Source organism: Streptomyces sp. 4F14 (assembly GCF_048159485.1).
Taxonomy (GTDB): domain Bacteria; phylum Actinomycetota; class Actinomycetes; order Streptomycetales; family Streptomycetaceae; genus Streptomyces.
This window is the reverse complement of sequence record NZ_JBLRVY010000009.1, coordinates 121261-137295: the sequence shown is the minus strand read 5'-3', so window position 1 is coordinate 137295 and position 16035 is coordinate 121261. Positions and strand designations below refer to the sequence as shown.

Here is a 16035-nt window from a genome sequence, read left to right as displayed (position 1 = left end):
GGGCCGTCAGGACGTGGCGGCCTGGGCCTCGGTGAGGTGTGCGGCGAGTGCGTCGATGCTGGGGTGGTCCCAGACGACCGTGGGGTCGACCTCGATGCCGAGGTGGTCCTCGATGGCGGCGGCGAGGGTCAGGCCGGAGATGGACTCGAGGCCGTACTCGCCGAAGGGGGCCGTGCGGTCGATGTCCTCGGGCGCGGTGCCGAGGAGCTGGGCGATCTCGGTGGTCAGCCAGTCCCGCAGCGCGGCCTGCGCCGAGGCGGTGCGCTGTCCGGTGGTACCCGGCATGGTGGTCTCCTTCTCTGGGGTGGGGTCACGCGCTCGCCGCCCCTTGCCCGTCGGGCAGGAAGCGCGCGGCGAGGTCGAAGGAACGGCCGGTGTGGAACCGGTCGAGCAGTTCGGAGTGGAGTGCCTCTTCGGCGGCGGGGGGCAGTGCGGTGGGCCGGCCGGTGAGGCGTGCGTGAAGGCGGGCCAGCAGGGCGTGCGGCCAGACGGGGGCGTCGGGCAGGCCGCCTCCGCCGGGGTTGTGGCGCCACAGGCCGAGGGCGGAGGCGGCCGCGTGGACGTGCCCGAGGCGGGTGACCAGGGCGGCGGCGTCGGGGCCCGCCGTGACGGTGACGTCGGCGGGTCCGAGGGCGCGGCAGTCGCGGGTCAGGGCGGTGTGCTCGGCGAGGAACAGTTCGCCGAGGCCGGCGGCGGGGCCGCTGAGCCGGGCGACGGACGCGGTGAGCGAGCCGGTCAGGTGGTCGCGCCCGCCGCAGGACAGGCCCAGCCGGTGGAACTCCAGGGGGCCGAGGGGGGCGTGGAGGTCGAAGAGTTCCGCCGGGGCGTCGGCGGGGTGCGGCTCGGACCAGGAGCGGCGGGCGAGGACCGGGAGCTGCGGCAGGACGATCGACTCGCAGGCGGCGCGGGCGGCGTGCCCGAAGCCGACCAGGCGGACGTCGCGCAGCAGCTTCTGGAAGATCGCCGTGGGTCCGGTCCGCAGGTAGAAGTGGGCGCCGAGCAGGTCGGAGAGGGTGTTCATGGCGTCGAGGAGGACCGCGGACCCGAAGTGCTTGTAGACGGCCGACAGCAGGCTCGCCTCACCGGGCAGCACGTGGACGGCCCGGATCGCGGCCGCGCCGAAGCACTCGACGAGCAGCAGGTCGGCGAAGACGCCGGCGAGGGCGGAGCGTACGTGGGGCAGGTCGGCGGCGGTGGCGCCGTACAGGGGGCGGGTGGTGAGGTGACGCAGGGCGACCCGCAGCCCGGTCTCCACCGGTCCGCACATCACGGCGGGGGTGATGGTCTTGGTGATCTGGAAGGAGCGGATCGCCGTCTCCAGGCCGCGTCCCTCGCCCAGGACGCTGTACGGCGGTACCGGGCAGTCGTCGAACGCGATGCCGTGGAGCTGGACCGCGCGCATGCCGGAGCTGGGGTAGCGGGGCAGGTCGCGCAGGCGGGCCGGGTCGAGGGTGCGCTTGTCCAGGAGGATCTGGGAGTGGCTGCGGCTGCCGGGGCGTTCGTCGGTGCGGGCGAAGAGGACCATGCCCCGGGCGCGGCGCACGTTGGTGACGACTTCCTTGGTGCCGCGCAGGACGGGGGTGCCGTCGGTGTCGACGACGGCGCACTCGACGCCGGTCAGGTCGTTGCCGTGGGCCAGTTCGTGGTAGGCGGCGGCGAGGCGGTGGTTGCCGAGGATCAGGTCGGCGGCGGTGCGGCGCTGCTGGTCGTCGCCGGCGAGCCAGACGTTGACGGAGGCGATGAACGAGCTCATGCCGTAGCCGAGCCCGAGGGAGGGGTCGCGGCGGTACAGGGAGCGCAGGGCGGCGACGACGTCGTCGAGCCGGGAGAGTCTGCCGCCGAGTTCCACGGGCACGAACTCGGCGTTGAAGCCGTGCTCGTCGAGGATCCGTTCGGCGGCGGCGGGCATCTGGGCCTGTTCGTCCGCCGCCAGCAGCGCGGCGAAGCCGGCCGGGTTGGTGTCGTCGAAGGGGTCGCCGAGGCGGCGTTCCAGTTCCCCGACGCGGGTGGGGTCGATGGTCATGGGGTCTCCAGTCCGGACAGCCCGGTCAGCAGGGAGAACTCCCCCTCGGGGAGGTCCGCGCTCAGCAGTTCGTCGCTGAGCAGGTCGCGGGCGTCGGGTCCGGCGGCCGGTTCGAGGCCGAGGCGTCGCAGGACGACGGTCAGGCAGGCCCGCACCCACAGGGCGTCGCGCCACCAGCGGGCGCCGGGCGCGGGCTCGTTGTGCAGCCACAGGGCGAGGCAGGCGGCTCCGGCGTGGACGAGTTCGTAGCGCTGGGCGAGGGCGAACGCCTCGGCGGACGCGCCCCGGGACGCCTCGCGGGCGTCGGCGATGTCCTGGTGCAGCCGCGCCGACTCCTCGGCGAGGGCGCGGGCGTCGGCGGCGACGTCGTCGCGGCCCCGGCCCGCGGCGAGGCGGGCGGCTTCCGGCAGGGACTGGACGACGCTGGATCCGCCGTCGCTGATCAGGGTGAGCCGGCGGGGGTCCAGGGCCGGCTGGGTGACGCCGGTTGCGGCCGCCGCGCGCAGGCCCGGCCCGTCGTGGATGCCGGTGGCGTGCGCGCGGGCGAGCAGCGGGAAGGAGGTGATCAGGGCGTGCCGGTTGACGGCGGTGCTGCCGTCGAAGACGGCGACGATGCGGTGGTCGCGGTCCAGCTTGGCGAACGCGCCGTGCTCCAGGACTCCGGTGAGGAAGCCGCGTACGCCGAGGAGTTCGGCCAGGGCGTCCACCGAGCGCTGCACGGTCGTCGGGACGAACGCCTTCGTGACGGCGGCGGTCACCGCGAGTTCCCGGGGCAGGGACTGGGCGCTGCGCCCGGCGAGCACGGCCACCGCCTCGGCGAGCAGCAGTGCGGCGGCGGCGTCGCCGAGGGCGCGGCGGATCCGGGGCAGGTCGGCGAGGCGCTGCCCGTAGAGGCGGCGGCCGGTGAGGAAGCGTACGGCGATCGGGAGGGCGTGGTCGGCGGCGCCCAGGGAGAGGGAGGTGGCGCAGATCCGGGTGAGCTGGAGGGACCGGAGGAGGACTTCGAAGCCGGAGCCGTCCGGGCCGATGCCCGCCGAGTCGGCGACCGGCGCGTCCTGGAGGGCGAGGCCGCTGATGTCCGCGCCGCGGATGCCGTGGGTGGGTTCCTTGGGGAGGGTGCGGCAGGTGCCGTCGGGGAGGGTGTCCTTGTCGACGAGGAGGAAGCGGAAGCCGCGGGGGCCGCCTTCGGGGCGGGTGCGGGCCAGGACGCAGGTGTACCGGGCCCGGGTGGCGTTGTTGATGAGCCACTTCTCGCCGTTGACGAGCCATTTCCCGCTGTCGGGTGCGGGGCGGGCGCTGAGCCGGCCGGCGAGGAGGTCGCTGCCGGTGCCGCGTTCGGTGAGCCCCCAGGACACCTCGGCGCCGGAGCGGATCTCCCGGGAGAGCAGGTCGGCCTGCCGGTCGTCGCCGGCGACCCAGGTGGGCATCGCGCCGAGGAAGGTCTTGCCGTGGGCGATGGCGACGGTCAGGTCGCGGCGGGCGACGGTGCGCAGCGCGGCCATCGTCCCGTCGAGGCCGTGCAGGAGGCCGCCGTGGCGTTCGGGGACGTAGTGGGCGCCCAGGCCGGCTTCGGCGAGCAGGGCGTGCGCGGCCTCGGGGAACTCCTCGGCCTCGTCGAGCCGGGCGAGTTCGGCGGGGTCGAAGGCGCCGCCGGGGGCCTCGGCCCGGGTCAGGAGGTCGTCGAGGGCCGTCGCGGTGAGCGCGGTCGCTGGTGCGGTCATGCCGTGCGCCCCTGTCCGGCGAGTGCGGTGTGGCGGGCGTCGAACTCCGCGAAGAGGGGTTCGACCGAGCCGGAGAGGAACAGTTCGCGCATGGCGGCGCGCTGGATCTTGCCGCTGGTGGTGCGCCGGACGCCGGCCCGGCGCAGCAGCAGGACGCCGGCCGCGCGGACCCCGAACTCCCGGGAGACGGTGTCGCGCATGGCGCGTACGAGGGCCTGGGCGTCGTCCGGTGCGGGGCGGCCGCGTACCTCCTGCATGACGACGAGGGCTTCGTCCTTCGCGCCGTCGCGGCCGTCGACGGGGACGGAGAAGACGGCGCCGGGCAGGCCGTCCAGTTCGTCGTGGCCGTCGCGCAGGGCGTGTTCGACGTCCTGGGGGTGCAGGTTGCGCCCGTTGATGATCATCAGGTCCTTGCGGCGTCCGGTGACGTAGAGCTCGCCGTCGAGGAAGCCGCCGAGGTCGCCGGTGCGCAGGAACAGGCCGTCGCCGTCGGCGGTGCGGGCCTGGAAGGTGTCGGCGGTGGCCTGCGGGTTCTCCCAGTAGCCGCGGGCGACGCTCGGGCCGCGCAGCCAGATCTCCCCCACCGATCCGGCGGACACCTCGGCACGGGTGTCCGGGTCGACGATCCGCGCCTCGACGCCGTGCACGGCGCCGTTGCCGGGGACGGGCCGCCCCTCGGTGTCGCCGGTGGCCCGGCGCAGGAGGCCCTGTTCGAGGAGGGCCGGGTCGAGGTCGGTGACGACCGCCGGGCGCTCGGGGGATCCGGCGACGAAGACGGTGCACTCGGCGAGGCCGTAGCAGACGCCGAACGCCTCGGGCTTGAGGCCGGCCGCGGCGAAGCGTTCGCTGAAGCGGCGGATGGTGGACGCCTGCGCGGGCTCGCCGCCGCTGAGGGCGTACCGCCAGCGGGACAGGTCGAGGCCGGCCAACTGCTCGTCGGTGACCTTCTGGACGCACAGGTCGTGGGCGAAGTTGGGGGCGGCGGAGAACCGGAGGTCGTACCGGTCGATGAGGCGCAGCCACTGGACGGGCCGCTTCACGAAGGTCACGGCCGACATGAGGACGACGGTGCTGCCCATGGCGAGCGGTGCGAGGGTCTGCCCGATGAGGCCCATGTCGTGGTAGAGGGGCGCCCAGCCGCCGGTCCTGACGGGTTCGTCGGCACCGAGCGACGACACGAACGCCGCTATGTCGTTCAGCAGGTTGCCGTGCGTGAGGGTGACGCCCTTGGGCTCGCTGGTGGAGCCGGAGGTGTACTGGAGCATCGCCGGCGTGTCGTGGCCGGCCGGGGCGAGCGCCGCGAGGTGGCCCTCGGTGTCGTCGAAGGTGTCGCTGGCGAGGACGCGCAGGCCGGGCAGGGCGGCGGCGCCGGCCCACTCCTGGACGGCGGCGAGGTTCGCGCTGTCCGTGAGGACGACCGAGATGCCGGCGTCGGCGACGATCGACGTGACGCGCTTGCGGTCCTGCTGGTAGCTGCCCGGCATCGGGGCCACCACGGCGAGGGTCCCGGCGTACAGGCAGCCCGCGAAGGCCGCGACGCACTCGGTGCTCTGCGGGTACAGCAGGAGCACCCGGTCGCCGGGGGCGGCGTGGCCGCGCAGGACCTCGGCGATGGCCCCGGCCCGCCGGTCGAGCTGTGTGTAGGTCAGGTGGTCGGCGTCGTCCGTCTGGGGGTCGCGGACGAACACGACGGCGTCCTGGCCGGCCCGTTCGCGCACGTGGTCGCGGAGCAGGGCGCCCAGTGAGGGCGCGGCCGTGATGTTCTCGGTCATGTCGTGGCGCACTGATTGCCTCTCCGTACCGGTGGCCGCCCGTTGCGGGGGGACGTGCGGGGGATGTCTGTCAGGGATGTGCGTACGTGCGGGCGGCCGGAGCAGGGGGCCCGGACGTCACGAGGCGCGGCGGCACTCGGGGGAGTCCGCCTCGGCGTCCCGGGGGAACTCCTCGCCCTCCTTGAGGAGCGTCAGGCCCAGGTCGGTGAGGGAGTGCACGACCGCGTTGAGCCGGCGGCGGCTGGTGATGAGTCCGGCCGCGCGCAGCACGGTGGTGTGCTGGCTCGCGGCGGCGGCGGAGATGCCGAGGCGGCGGCCGAGTTCGGTGGTGGTGCAGCTCTCGGTCAGGGCGAGGAGCACGCTCGCGCGGGTGCGGCCCATGAGCGCGCCCAGCGCCCGGTCCTGCTGCTCGGGTTCGTCCCACAGGGCCGCCGCGCCCGCCGCGTCCAGCGGGACGGGGTACACCAGGACGGGCGAGGTGCCCGGGCCGGTGTAGACGACGGGCCTGCTGTGCAGGAACAGCGAGGGGACGACCGTCAGGCCCGCGCCGCGGGGGTGGAACTCCCCGTCGAGGCCGTTGTCGAGTTCGAGCACCGGGGAGTTCCACTCGATGCGTGCGTGCAGCGTGCCGAGCAGGGCTTCCACGCCGCCGCCGAGGAAGATCCGGCTGCGGTGTTCGGCGTCGGCGCGGAGGTAGGCGTTGACGCGTTCCCAGTACGGGGCCACCACGCGGCCGAAGAAGTCGCTGTCGGCGGCGGTGTCGTGGCCGCCGGTCCAGTCCCGCAGCACGGCGGCGCCGCTGGCCTGCGCGAGCAGGGTGAGGTGGTCGGGGACGGAGGGTCTGGCCGGCAGGCACAGGGGTGCCGTCTGGCTCACCAGGTCCCGCCAGCGCCCGAAGATCGCGCCTCCGCTGCGGCGGCGGAGCAGGTCGGCGGCGAGTGCCGTCTCCACCGCTGGATCACCGGCCGGCGCGATGGTCATACGCGTCAGATCCTGCACGGTGAAATGAATCCGCTGCACTGATCTCCCCCAGATCATGGAAAATTTTCGGCCGGTCGGCAACACCGACGTGGCCCACGGAGTATGGTTCGGCCCTTCCCGGGCCGCAATGAGTTTCAGATCAACGCGAATCACGGTGCCCGACCGCACCCGAAACGCACGCACGGTCACTGGACAACCCCGCAGAGTCACCACCTCGGGGAGTTTCGACCGAGCATGAAACCCTGCCCGCACCCCACCCGTATCTCTCCCGGCCGAATTAGTCTTCCCCGGGACTCGACACCGTCCAGGGGGCGACCAGGTGACTATCGACCGCACATACCGCCGACGCCGGATTTCCGTATTCGATGCCACATTGCGCGACGGAGAACAAGCGCCCGGAAATGCGATGTCGCCGCAGCAGAAACTGCCGCTGGCGCTCGCGGCGGAGGCGTACGGCGCGGACATCGTGGAGGCCGGCTTCCCCGGCTCGTCCCCGGCGGACGCCGAGGCGACCCGGCTGATCGCCGAGTCCCTGACGACCGCCCGGTTCGCCACCTTCAACCGCGCCTCCACCGACGACGTCCGCGCCTCCATGGCCGCCGGCGGGGCCCGCCCCAACCACCAGGTGCAGATCTGCGGCACCGGCAGCGACCTGCACCTGGAGCACAAACGGGGCATCACCCGCGCCGAGTCCGTCCAGGAGGTGCGCGACGCGATCCGGCTCGCCGTCGACCTCGGCGCGGCCGACATCTCCTTCGGCGTCGAGGACGCCAGCCGGGGCAGCAAGGACCACATCGAAGCGCTCGTCACCGCCGCCGTCGAGGACGGCGCGACCACGGTGATCCTCGCCGACACGACCGGCTGCGCCACCCCCCAGGAGTACGGGGACCTTTGCGCGGACGTACGCTCGTGGATTCCGGACGACGTCGTCCTGTCCACGCACTGCCACGACGACATGGGGCTTTCCCTCGCCAATGCGCTCGCCGGAATCCAGGCGGGCGCCGACGAGGTACAGGCCACTCTCGGAGGAATCGGCGAACGCGCCGGAAACACCCCGCTGGAGGAACTCGCGTCCGTCCTGATGCACAAGGGCGACCAATTCGGCGCCAGCATGGACGTACAGCTCGACGGCCTTTACCCGGCCTATCTCCTCCTTTCGGAGACGATCGCACTCGCCCCGTCCCGCAACAAAGCGGTATTCGGCGTCAATGCCTTCGCCACCGAAGCCGGAATCCATCAGGCGGGAATCCTGAAGAACCCGATCAACTACGAATACCTGAATCCGCACCTGTACGGCCGTGAGCGGTCGCTGCTGGTCGGACGGCACTCCGGCCGGTCGATCCTGCGCTACCTGCTCGACCGCATGGGCATTCCAGCGGAACAGGAACTCGTCGAGGGGCTCTACGAGGAGTTCGTGGCGTCGCGGCCGCCCGGCGAGTGCGACGAGCTCAACGACCTGGCGCAGCGGATCGCGGGCCGTTTCACCGAGGCGGCGAAGACCTCATGAACCCTCCCGCCACCCTCGTCGACAAACTGTGGGACGCCCACGTCGTCCACCAGGAGGACGACGGCGCCGACCTCCTCTACGTGGACCTCCACCTGGTCCACGAGGCCACCTCGGCGCAGGCGTTCGACGGGCTCGCCCAGGCGGGCCGCCGCGCCCGCCGCCCCGACCTCACCCTGGCGGTCGAGGACCACAACGTCCCCACCGACTCCCTGACCATCACCGACCCCGTCGCCACCCTCCAGGTGCAGACCCTGCGCGACAACTGCGCCGAGCAGGGCATCCGGCTCTTCCGCCACGGCGACGACGGGCAGGGCATCGTCCATGTCGTCGGCCCCGAGCTGGGGGTCGTCCTGCCCGGCATGACCGTCGTCTGCGGGGACAGCCACACCTCGACGCACGGCGCGTTCGGCGCGCTGGCGTTCGGCGTCGGCACCAGCGACGTCGAGCACGTCCTCGCCACCCAGGTGCTCGCGCTCCAGCGGCCCCGCACGATGGCCGCCGAGTTCGTGGGCACCCCCCGCGAGGACGTCACCGCGAAGGATCTCGCCCTGGCGCTGCTGGCCGAACTCGGCGCCAACGGGGCGCACGGGCACGTCCTGGAGTACCGCGGTGAAGCGGTGCGCGCGCTGAGCGTCGAGGGCCGGATGACCCTGTGCAACATGAGCGTCGAGGCGGGCGCCCGGGCCGGCGTCGTCGCCCCCGACGAGACGACCCTCGCCTACCTGCGCGGGCGCCCGGAGAGTCCGCGGGGAGCCGACTGGGACGAGGCGGCGACCGCCTGGCGGGAGCTGCGCACCGACGAGGGCGCCACCTTCGACCGCACGGTCGTGATCCACGCCGCGTCCCTCACCCCGTACGTCACCTGGGGCACCAACCCGGGCCAGGCCGTCGGCATCGGCGACCACGTCCCCGACCCCGAGGCGCTCGCCGACCCGGTCGAGCAGGCCGTCGCCCGCAAGGCGCTCGACTACATGGGCCTGACGCCCGGCACCCCCATGCGGGACATCTCCGTCGACTCCGTCTTCCTCGGCTCCTGCACCAACGGCCGCCTTGAGGACCTCAGGGCCGCCGCCGACGTGCTGCGGGGCCGGTCCGTCGCCCCCGGCGTCGACATGCTCGTCGTCCCCGGCTCTATGGAGGTGCGCCGGGCCGCCGAGGCGGAGGGGCTGGACAAGGTGTTCACCGAGGCGGGCGCGCAGTGGCGGTTCTCCGGCTGCTCGATGTGCCTCGGCATGAACCCCGACCGGCTGACGGCCGCCCAGCGCTGCGCCTCCACCTCCAACCGCAACTACGAGGGCCGCCAGGGCACGGGGGCCCGTACCCACCTGGTCTCCCCCGCCCTGGCCGCCGCCACCGCCGTCGCCGGGCGGCTCGCCTCCCCCGCCGACCTCGGCTGACCGGCACGACAGGCACAAGGAACGAGGAACCGAACCATGGACGCGCTCACCGAGCACACCGGCACGTGTGTGCCGCTGCGCCGCAGCGACGTGGACACCGACCAGATCATCCCGGCCCGGCACTGCCGCCGGCTCACGAAGACGGGTTTCGAGGACGCCCTCTTCCACCGCTGGCGCCAGGACCCCGCGTTCGTGCTGAACGAACCCGCGCGGGCCGGCGCGAGCATCCTGCTGGCCGGCCCCAACTTCGGCACCGGCTCCTCCCGCGAGCACGCGGTGTGGGCGCTGCGCGACTGGGGCTTCCGGGCCGTGCTCGCCCCCAGCTTCGGCGACATCTTCCTGCGCAACGCGCTGCGCAACGGCCTGCTCGCCGTACGGCTCCCCCAGGAGGCCGTCGACGGGATGCTGGACCGCGCGCAGGCGTCGCCCGCCTTCGCCCTCACCGTCGACCTGCGGGCCCAGCGGGTCGTCGACGGCCAGCACCAGTGGCCGTTCGAGGTGGCGGCCCGCGCCCGCAGGCTCCTCCTCGATGGCCTGGACGACATCGACGTCACCCTCCGCTCCCAGGACGCCATCGCCCGGTACGAGCAAACCAGGCCCCGCTGGCTGCCGAGGCCCTCCGGGAGCGCGGCGTGAAGCGCGTGGCGGTCCTGCCCGGCGACGGCATCGGGCCCGAGGTCACCGCCGAGGCCCTGCGCGTGCTGGCGGAGGTCGCCCCCGACCTGGAAACCGACGTCCTCGACCACGTCAACGCCGACACCTTCCTGGCCGGCGGCCCCGCCCTGTCCGACGAGGACTTCGCCCGGGTCGCCGAGGCCGACGGCGCGCTCCTGGGAGCCGTCGGCGACCCCCGCGTCACCGACCCCGCGTACGCGCGCGACGTCCTGCTGCGCCTGCGCTTCGACCTCGACCTGTACGTCAACCACCGCCCGGCGAAGCTGCTGCACGACCGGCTGAGCCCGCTGCGCGACCCCGAGCGCCGGGCGATCGACTGCACGGTGGTCCGCGAGAACACCGAGGGCCTGTACGTCGGCGTCGGCGGGCGGCTGCGCTCCGGCACCGCCCACGAGACGGCGATCGACACCGAGGTGAGCACGTACCGCGGGGTCACCAGGGCGCTGGAGTTCGCGTTCGCCCGCGCCACCACGTCGGTGTGCCTGGTCGACAAGGCCAACGCCGTACCGAACAACGGAACGCTGTGGCAGCGCTGCTTCCGCGAGGTGGCGGCCCGCCGGCCCGGCCCGGCCGTACGGCACCTCTACGTCGACGCGGCCGTGATGCACCTCGTCTCCGACCCGACGGCCTTCGACGTGATCGTCGCCAACAACGCGCACGGCGACATCCTGAGCGACCTGACCGCCGAACTGGCGGGCGGCATGGGGACGGCGGCCTCGGCGAACCTCAACCCCGAGACCGGCTTCGCCCTGTGCGAACCGGTCCACGGGTCGGCCCCCGACCTCGCCGGATCCGGTACGGCGAACCCGCTCGCGGCCATCCTCAGCGCCGCCCTGCTCCTGGACTGCGCCGGGCGCGGCCCGCAGGCCACGGCGGTCCGGGACGCGGTCGGCCGGACCATCGCGAAACGCCTGTGCACCCCGGACCTCGGCGGCTCGCTCAGCACCTCGCAGACGGGCACCGCCGTCCTCGGCGAGCTGTCCTGACCACCCACAGATCAGAGGAACCCGGTGGACTTCGGCCTGTTCTACTTCGCCAACGACTCGGCCGGCACGGACGGCTACCGCCTGCTGCTCGAAGGAGCCCGCTTCGCCGACACCCATGGCTTCACCTCGGTGTGGACGCCCGAGCGGCACTTCCACCCCTTCGGCGGCGCCTACCCCAACCCGGCCGTCACCGGCGCCGCCGTCGCGGCCGTGACCGAGCGGGTCCAGATCCGCTCGGGCAGCGTGGTCGCGCCGCTGCACCATCCGCTGCGGATCGCCGAGGAGTGGTCCGTCGTCGACAACCTGTCCGGCGGGCGCGTCGGCCTCTCCTTCGCGTCCGGCTGGCACGCCGCGGACTTCGCGCTGGCCCCCCACAACTACGCCGACCGCAAGAACGTCCTCGCGCGGACCATCGCCGACGTCCGGGAACTGTGGCGCGGCGGCACCCTCGCCGTGACCGACGGGGACGGCGACAAACGCGAACTGCGCACCTACCCGGCGCCCGTCCGGGCCGAACTGCCGGTCTGGCTGACGGCCGCGGGCAACCCCGACACGTTCCGCGAGGCCGGTGAGATGGGCGTCGGGCTGCTCACCCACCTGCTCGGACAGTCCGTCGACGAACTCGCGGAAAAAATCGCCGTCTACCGCGCGGCGCTGCCCGAGGGCAACCCCGGCCACGTGGTGCTGATGCTCCACACCTTCCTCGGCACCGACCGGGACGAGGTCCGCGAGATCGTGCGCGCCCCCTTCAGCGCCTACCTCCGCAACTCCCTCGGCCTGCTCCTCAAGGCCGCCGGCGACATCATGCCCGACCTCGACCCCGACGACCTCACCCCCGAGGACATCGACTTCCTGGTCTCCCTCGGCTTCGAGCGGTACTTCGACACGGGCGGCATGTTCGGCACCGTCGAGGACAACACGGAACTGCTGCGCGCCGTCCGGGACGCCGGCGTCGACGAGGTCGCCTGCCTGATCGACTTCATCGACGACACGGACACGGTGCTGACCGGCCTGGAACACCTGGCCGAACTGCGCCGCGCCTGGGCCTGAACACGGCTGGCCGCCTCGCCGCGAGCTCGACAAAGGCTCCCGTCGGACCGCCCCTCCTCACAGGGGCTGTGGTCCGACGGGAGCCTTCATCGGTCACTCACGTCGCCGGTTCGTCCGCCATCTCCAGCCGTACGGCCGCGACGGCCGTGTCCAGGACGTCGTCCACCTCGGCGGGCGTCGGCGCGGTCGCGATCACGTGGCCCAGTCGGTCGTAGGCGTTGCGGGCCGGGCGTACCCGGGCGCCGGGTCGTCCGGTGATCCGTACCCGGTCGACCCCGGGGACGGCGGTGGCCTCCGGTACGCCGTCGACCCGCGTCAGGACGCCCTCCCGGCCGGGGATCAGGAACTGGATGCCCGCGTGCCCCTCGCGGGTGGGCGTGAGGGCGGGGGTCAGGCCCACGGCCGCCCGCAACTGCTGCTCCAGCAGGTCCACCCCGGTGGCCAGGCGGATCAGCTCCGGGATCATGCCGCCGGCCAGCCGGGGGTTGATCTCGATGAGCACCGGGCCGTCGGCGGTCAGCCTGACCTCGGTGTGCGTGGGGCCGAGTTCGACCCCGCAGGCGGTCAGCGCCGCCGTCACGGCGCCGACGAGCGCGTCCCGGTCCCCCTGCGGCAGCCCCGCCGGGAAGATGTGCCGGTTCTCGACGAAGTACGGTGCGCCGCCGACCCGTTTGGCGGTGACGCCGACGCATACGGCGCCCCCGTCCCGGCTGAACATCTCCACGCTGAACTCGGGCGCGTCCACGAACTCCTCGACCAGCACGGTCCGCGCGGTCGGCATACCGCGCATGTTCGTGTGGATGCCGAGGATCAACTCGGCCTGCGCGGCGGCCTCTTGCGGGGTGCGGCAGAGCAGGACGTTGTTGGAGCCCGAGTCGTCGGCGGGCTTGACCACGCAGGGCAGGCCCACTGCGGCGACGGCGTCCGCCACCTGGTCCGGGCGGGTCACGGCAGAGAAGCGCGGCTGCCGTACGCCGGCCTCGGCGAGCGCGGCGCGCAGCAGCGCCTTGTTGCGGCACAGCGCCACGGCCCGCTCCGGGTTGCCGGGCAGCCCCAGCCACTCCGCGAGGCCGGCCACGGCCGGGACGTAGAAGTCGCTGGTGGTGGTGACCCCGGCGATCTCCTCGCGGGCGAAGCGCTCCTGGACGGCCAGGCGGAGTGCGGCCGGGTCGTTGGTGTCGCAGCGCAGGATCTCGGCCCCGGTCCCGTCGAGTCCGGCGTAGCGGTCCGGGTCGCCGGTCAGCAGTACCGGCCGCAGGTCGAGCGCGGCCGACGACCGCAGGGCCATCATGCCGGTCCCGGTGGTGTTGGACTCGACGAACAGCAGGTGCCGGTCCGTGTCGACCCGGCCCTTGACGACGGCCCGCGACCAGGACCGGACGGGCGTGCCGTAGTCGACCGCCTCCGGTGCCAGGGCCGATTCCAGCGCGTCGAGCCGGTGCGCGGCCCAGTGGTCGGGGTCGTGCACGGTGTCCGCGTAACGGTCGCCGCGGTCGGGGAAGATCCCCACGACGCGGCTGCCGGGCCGGGCCCGCGCGGCGACGTCGCCGAGGACGCGGTAGACGGACCCGGAGGTGTTCCCCGCGAAGATCTGCTGCTCCCCCGCGAGGGCGACGGCCGCCTCGAACGCCTCCCGGTCGTTGAGCCAGTGCACCTCGTCGATGACCCGCCGGTCGAGGTTCTTCGGCAGCAGGCTGTTGCCGAGACCGCTCTGCAGCCGCTTCGGCTCGTCGGGCTGGTCGAACAGGGCGCTGCCCACACAGTCCACCCCGACCGCCCACAGATCGGGCTGCGTACGGCGCAGCGCGCGCGCCGATCCGCACAGCGAGCCGCCGGAGCCGACGGCGCCCACCAGGGTGTCGATCCGGCCCAGGTCGCCGCGGAGTTCGTCGGCCAGTTCCCGGTAGGCGCCGGGGTTGTCCGGGTTGCTGTACTGCTGCGGCCAGAACGCTCCGGGCAGGTCGCGCATGAGCGCGTCGAGCCGTTCCAGCCGGGCGCCCTGCCAGCCCTGTGCCGTCATCTCGGCCACCACGTGCAACTCGCAGCCCAGCGAGCGGAGTTTGGCCCGGGTGACCGTGTCGATCCGGGGGTCCGTGACGATGTGCACCTCGTGGCCCAGCGCCCTGCCGACCAGGGCGATGCCGAGCGCCATGGTGCCGGAGGAGCTCTCCACGATCGGGGCTCCGGGGCGCAGCACCCCCCGGCGCCGGGCGCCGAGGATGATGTGGCGGGCCACCCGGTCCTTCATGGCGAACGGGTTGGCCAGTTCCAGCTTGGCGTACACCTCGACGCCGCTCGGCGCGTCCAGCCGCAGCCGGACGAGCGGTGTCCGCCCGATGGCCTCGTGCATGCTGCCGTAGATCACGTTGTCCCCCCTGTCAGCAGGCTGTCCGTCTCCGTCAGGCCGTCGGCGACCCGGGCCGTGCGCAGTCCCCATTCCGTGCGCAGCCGCTCGTACTCGTCCACTTGGTCGCGCAGGACGGCGGCGGTGGCGTCCGGGTGGGCGGAGCCGGCGGACGCCGGGCGCCGCAGGCCCGCGTCGACGTCCCGGACTGCGTCCAGGGCCGTGGCGGGGTCGGCGAGGGTGAAGCCGCGCTCCCCGGCGACCTTCCGCAGCAGCTCCGCGTCGGGCCGGTCCGGGGACAGGCCTGCCTCCACCGCCGCGACGACGTACGCGCCGGCCACCACCTGCGCGCGCCGCCACGGCACGCCCTCGCGGAGGGTCAGCGCGTTGGCGAGGGCGAAGCCGCCGAGGTACTCGCGCTCGCAGGCGGCCCGCATCCGGTCGGCGTGGAAGGTCAGCCGGCCGACGACCTCCGTGAACAGCCGCAGCACACTGCGCAGGGTGGCGTAGGCGGCCGCGAGGTTCGCCCCGGCCTCCTTCCCGACCTCGACGAGGTTGGTGTACGGGGTGTTGCGCTGGCCGAGCACCGCGTCGAGGTGGTACGTCGACAGGTGCGCCGTACGGCCCCGGATGCGTTCCAGTACCGGGAAGTTCTTCTTCTGCGGCATCGCCGAGGAGATCCCGCACAGCTCGTCCGGCAGGTCGATGAAGCCGAACTCGCCGCTCCCCCAGGTCAGCAGGTCGGTGGCGAAGCGGCTCAGCGCGATGCCGAGGGTGCTCATGTCGGCGGTCACCTCGGTGACCCAGCCGCGTGAGGCGACGCCGGTCAGCGCGACCGGCTGGGCCCTCCGGAATCCCAGCAGCCTGGCCATCCGGTCGCGGTCCCAGGGCAGTTCCTGGCCGGCCATCGCGCCCGAGCCGAGCGGGCAGGCGTCCAGGCCGTCGTACGTCGACAGCAGGCGGCGCAGCGTGTGCAGGACCTGTTCGGAGACGGCCGCGAGGTAGTACCCGGGGCTGATGATCTGCGCCGCCTGGAAGTGCGTGTGCCCCGGCATCGGCAGTTCGCGGGTCGATCCGGCCAGCCGGTGCACGGCCGTACCGAAGTCCGTCAACGCCCTTGCGATGCCGGTCAGTTCGTGTCGTCCGAACATCAACTGGGCTGTGGCCTGGAGGTCGTTGCGGCTGCGGTCCACGTGCCAGGCGGGGATCGGGTGGCTCAACCGCCGCTCGACGTACCGCTCCAACGCGAACGTGATGTCCGACATGTTGGCCGACGGGTCGGCCACGAGCGCCTCCGCGTCCGCGCCGCCCAGCGCCTCCCCCAGCTCCCGGGCCTCGGCGTCGGTGACCACGCCCAGCCTCGCGTACTCGGCGGCCAGCACCTTCTCGATCACGATGTACCAGGGCAGCAGGTGGGTGACCTCGTACTGGAAGTGCGGGCCGAGCACCTCCTCGTGCCACAGGGCGCTGGGGCTGCCCTCGACCCGGCCGCTGAGCGGCACTGGACCGGTGGTGTCCGTCACGTTGGCTCCGCTTCCGCTGGTCGGCGTGTGTTCTCCCGGCGCGGGAAAGATCGCGC

General features: G+C 73.4%; 12 protein-coding genes. 5 read left to right on the top strand and 7 right to left on the bottom strand.

The genetic code is table 11. The annotated features are described in order from the left end of the window. Positions 1 to 6: 6 nt before the first annotated feature. The 5 genes from ACLZOT_RS17850 to ACLZOT_RS17830 form a co-directional block, all read right to left on the bottom strand. Entirely contained in the window at positions 7 to 285 is a 279-nt protein-coding gene (locus ACLZOT_RS17850; protein ID WP_416969928.1) for an acyl carrier protein, read from the bottom strand. Positions 286 to 310: 25 nt separating this feature from the next. Beyond that, positions 311 to 2023, bottom strand: coding sequence for an acyl-CoA dehydrogenase family protein (locus tag ACLZOT_RS17845; protein ID WP_416969927.1), 1713 nt, complete (start codon positions 2021 to 2023; stop codon positions 311 to 313). Further along, positions 2020 to 3744 carry an acyl-CoA dehydrogenase family protein gene (locus tag ACLZOT_RS17840; protein WP_416969926.1) on the bottom strand — a complete coding sequence of 575 codons (1725 nt, stop codon included), beginning with the start codon at positions 3742 to 3744 and terminating at the stop codon, positions 2020 to 2022. The genes ACLZOT_RS17845 and ACLZOT_RS17840 overlap by 4 nt, the downstream gene beginning before the upstream one ends. Further along, complete coding sequence (locus ACLZOT_RS17835; protein WP_416969925.1) at positions 3741 to 5516, bottom strand: fatty acyl-AMP ligase; 1776 nt, start codon at positions 5514 to 5516, stop codon at positions 3741 to 3743. Before ACLZOT_RS17835 ends, ACLZOT_RS17840 begins: the two co-directional genes overlap by 4 nt. Positions 5517 to 5633: 117 nt before the next feature. After that, the gene (locus ACLZOT_RS17830) at positions 5634 to 6497 is read right to left on the bottom strand and encodes an ArsR/SmtB family transcription factor (RefSeq protein ID WP_416969924.1); all 864 of its coding nucleotides are present in this window, start codon (positions 6495 to 6497) and stop codon (positions 5634 to 5636) included. 319 nt (positions 6498 to 6816) lie between these two features. Between ACLZOT_RS17830 and ACLZOT_RS17825 the strand changes: the two genes are divergently transcribed. The 5 genes from ACLZOT_RS17825 to ACLZOT_RS17805 are packed head-to-tail and all read left to right on the top strand — an operon-like array spanning position 6817 to position 12112. Further along, the gene (locus ACLZOT_RS17825; RefSeq protein ID WP_416969923.1) at positions 6817 to 8004 is read left to right on the top strand and encodes a LeuA family protein; all 1188 of its coding nucleotides are present in this window, start codon (positions 6817 to 6819) and stop codon (positions 8002 to 8004) included. After that, positions 8001 to 9401 carry a 3-isopropylmalate dehydratase large subunit gene (gene leuC, locus ACLZOT_RS17820; RefSeq protein ID WP_416969922.1) on the top strand — a complete coding sequence of 467 codons (1401 nt, stop codon included), beginning with the start codon at positions 8001 to 8003 and terminating at the stop codon, positions 9399 to 9401. The genes ACLZOT_RS17825 and leuC overlap by 4 nt, the downstream gene beginning before the upstream one ends. A gap of 36 nt (positions 9402 to 9437) precedes the next feature. After that, positions 9438 to 10037, top strand: a complete 600-nt coding sequence (leuD, locus tag ACLZOT_RS17815) for a 3-isopropylmalate dehydratase small subunit (protein WP_416969921.1) — start codon at positions 9438 to 9440, stop codon at positions 10035 to 10037. Beyond that, complete coding sequence (locus tag ACLZOT_RS17810; protein WP_416969920.1) at positions 10034 to 11062, top strand: isocitrate/isopropylmalate dehydrogenase family protein; 1029 nt, start codon at positions 10034 to 10036, stop codon at positions 11060 to 11062. Before leuD ends, ACLZOT_RS17810 begins: the two co-directional genes overlap by 4 nt. Positions 11063 to 11086: 24 nt before the next feature. Continuing rightward, complete coding sequence (locus ACLZOT_RS17805; protein ID WP_416969919.1) at positions 11087 to 12112, top strand: MupA/Atu3671 family FMN-dependent luciferase-like monooxygenase; 1026 nt, start codon at positions 11087 to 11089, stop codon at positions 12110 to 12112. Between the two features lie 97 nt (positions 12113 to 12209). Here ACLZOT_RS17805 and ACLZOT_RS17800 read toward each other — a convergent pair whose 3' ends face one another. Both ACLZOT_RS17800 and ACLZOT_RS17795 read right to left on the bottom strand, forming a co-directional pair. Then, a complete protein-coding gene (locus ACLZOT_RS17800) occupies positions 12210 to 14477 on the bottom strand; it encodes a pyridoxal-phosphate dependent enzyme (protein WP_416969918.1) in 2268 nt (755 codons plus the stop codon). Next, the gene (locus tag ACLZOT_RS17795) at positions 14474 to 15979 is read right to left on the bottom strand and encodes an argininosuccinate lyase (protein ID WP_416969917.1); all 1506 of its coding nucleotides are present in this window, start codon (positions 15977 to 15979) and stop codon (positions 14474 to 14476) included. The genes ACLZOT_RS17800 and ACLZOT_RS17795 overlap by 4 nt, the downstream gene beginning before the upstream one ends. Between the last annotated feature and the right edge of the window lie 56 nt (positions 15980 to 16035).

What these genes read in the sequence shown, in the direction of transcription:
- ACLZOT_RS17850 (WP_416969928.1), bottom strand. Translation starts at nt 285, where the DNA reads ATGCCGGGTACCACCGGACAGCGCACCGCCTCGGCGCAGGCCGCGCTG.
- ACLZOT_RS17845 (WP_416969927.1), bottom strand. Translation starts at nt 2,023, where the DNA reads ATGACCATCGACCCCACCCGCGTCGGGGAACTGGAACGCCGCCTCGGC.
- ACLZOT_RS17840 (WP_416969926.1), bottom strand. Translation starts at nt 3,744, where the DNA reads ATGACCGCACCAGCGACCGCGCTCACCGCGACGGCCCTCGACGACCTC.
- ACLZOT_RS17835 (WP_416969925.1), bottom strand. Translation starts at nt 5,516, where the DNA reads ATGACCGAGAACATCACGGCCGCGCCCTCACTGGGCGCCCTGCTCCGC.
- ACLZOT_RS17830 (WP_416969924.1), bottom strand. Translation starts at nt 6,497, where the DNA reads ATGACCATCGCGCCGGCCGGTGATCCAGCGGTGGAGACGGCACTCGCC.
- leuC (WP_416969922.1), top strand. Translation starts at nt 8,001, where the DNA reads ATGAACCCTCCCGCCACCCTCGTCGACAAACTGTGGGACGCCCACGTC.
- leuD (WP_416969921.1), top strand. Translation starts at nt 9,438, where the DNA reads ATGGACGCGCTCACCGAGCACACCGGCACGTGTGTGCCGCTGCGCCGC.